Source organism: Bradyrhizobium sp. LeoB3, assembly GCF_055456055.1.
On sequence record NZ_JBVBEF010000284.1, the window covers coordinates 1 to 1505 of the forward strand.

The window sequence follows — 1505 nt, forward strand, 5'->3', positions numbered from 1 at the left end:
ATTGCCCCACCTGCGAATGCCTGCAACGGCGGCGGGAATTGCGAGAACGCCCCCGGTCGAGACCCGCCCGGTCACCGCGTCAGCGGAGCCCCCGGGCCAATTGCTGGCGCGGGTCTTCCGATCATCGCCATCGGCTATGGCGTCTATTGGCTGATGAAGCGCCGCCGCAAGTACGACTGAGGTTCTGAAAAGAATCAGCGAGGCGGGCGTGCGGCCGCACGTGGTGGGTGCCGTCTGTATGGAATCCCTAGGGCTTCCATAATGGACACTCGTGTGACAGTCGCCTGTCACGTCCTGAGAGGAAACGGTCCCAGCGCTCTGCCCCCGATGCTGGGGCCGTTTCTTTGTGCACGCCCGCGTGGTAATTGAAAAAAACATCGATGCGTGCTGTTGCCGGGTATCGAGCGTCCCTGTGACGAGCCGGCTACTGTGAAAGGTGCCTACCGTCGAAGCCCCACCCCATGCTGGGGATCATCAGCACGAACTGCGCGGCCAGCTTAACGACGCAGCCAGTCAAGGGGAATTGGCTCGTCCAGGCGCTGGTGAGCATTAGCCTTAAAAATTTTAAAACACTCCTCTTCGAAGCGCGCAATAGCAGGCGACAAATCTACTGCGTCCACTGAGATAGTTCCTGTGCTGGTGTTATACGAGAACCGGGATCTCGCCGATTTCAAGATGGCCCAAAATTTCGTATTCTGATCAGCGAATTTAGGATTTAACAGCACTATTCCGGTTGCGTACGCATCGCTTGCGTAAGGCACCAAAAAGGTGAAATCCGCCGGCTCGTTTGAATCCGCCCATGCTGTAAAACTAAAATAGGGGGGAGGTTCGGCTTCAGGGCGCCCAGTAGTCGAGCGGGGATCAGAAACTCTTATAAAGGCCATGTACGTGATTGTGGCGTCGGAACACCTGACGGCAAGATTCCCCGTGTCGGAGTGAAGCGTGATCACCGTGATCACGGAGTCCTTTTTGGTGATAGTCCAATCACCAAAGCGGCCTAAAGTGTCAGAGCCTTCCGGTGCCCACGCTTGTGAATCTAACGGATTTCCAGGATTCACTGTGACGTCGCCTGTAACTTCTCTGCTGGAGCCCGGTTGTTCGGATGTTTCCTTAGGCCACTCCAGCAATGATTTCGAAAGCCCGGGCTTGCCTTCGTACCAGCATTTTCGTCCATCGATGAGACGATAGGACCACCATTGCCCGTGCGTATCTGATGGCACTGCGACACTGCATTGTTGTTTCGCCTGCGCGGTTGTCATCCCAATCGACGACAACGCTGCAATGCATGCGGCCAGAACAATGGATGGAAACGGCTTCCCAATTTTGACCGCTGAGACACTACCTCGTTGATGCAACCGACTTAAAGCGTGTTGATCAGTCATCGCGTCTTACTCACTAAACCCAATTGCCGCGGACCGCGAAGATAAGAAAATCAAGCCTCTTTTTCGAGACATCCCGATTAATTTTGTCCATATGGAACCTGAGCGCATGGAGAGCCCTCGTGC

The 1505-nt window shown here is 55.1% G+C and carries 2 protein-coding genes; one reads left to right on the forward strand and one right to left on the reverse strand.

Annotation, left to right across the window (positions count from 1 at the left end; genetic code table 11):
* Nucleotides 1–180 (forward strand): hypothetical protein (locus tag ACZXDY_RS45860; RefSeq protein ID WP_464350005.1); only part of this gene is annotated, 180 nt, incomplete at its 5' end.
* A gap of 317 nt (nt 181–497) precedes the next feature.
* On the opposite strand, the gene ACZXDY_RS45865 is transcribed toward ACZXDY_RS45860, so the two are convergent.
* Nucleotides 498–1382, reverse strand: coding sequence for a hypothetical protein (locus ACZXDY_RS45865; RefSeq protein ID WP_464350006.1), 885 nt, complete (start codon nt 1380–1382; stop codon nt 498–500).
* Nucleotides 1383–1505: the final 123 nt, after the last annotated feature.

Excerpts from the sequence above, each read along its gene's own strand:
- ACZXDY_RS45865 (WP_464350006.1), bottom strand. The coding sequence starts at position 1,382 with ATGACTGATCAACACGCTTTAAGTCGGTTGCATCAACGAGGTAGTGTC.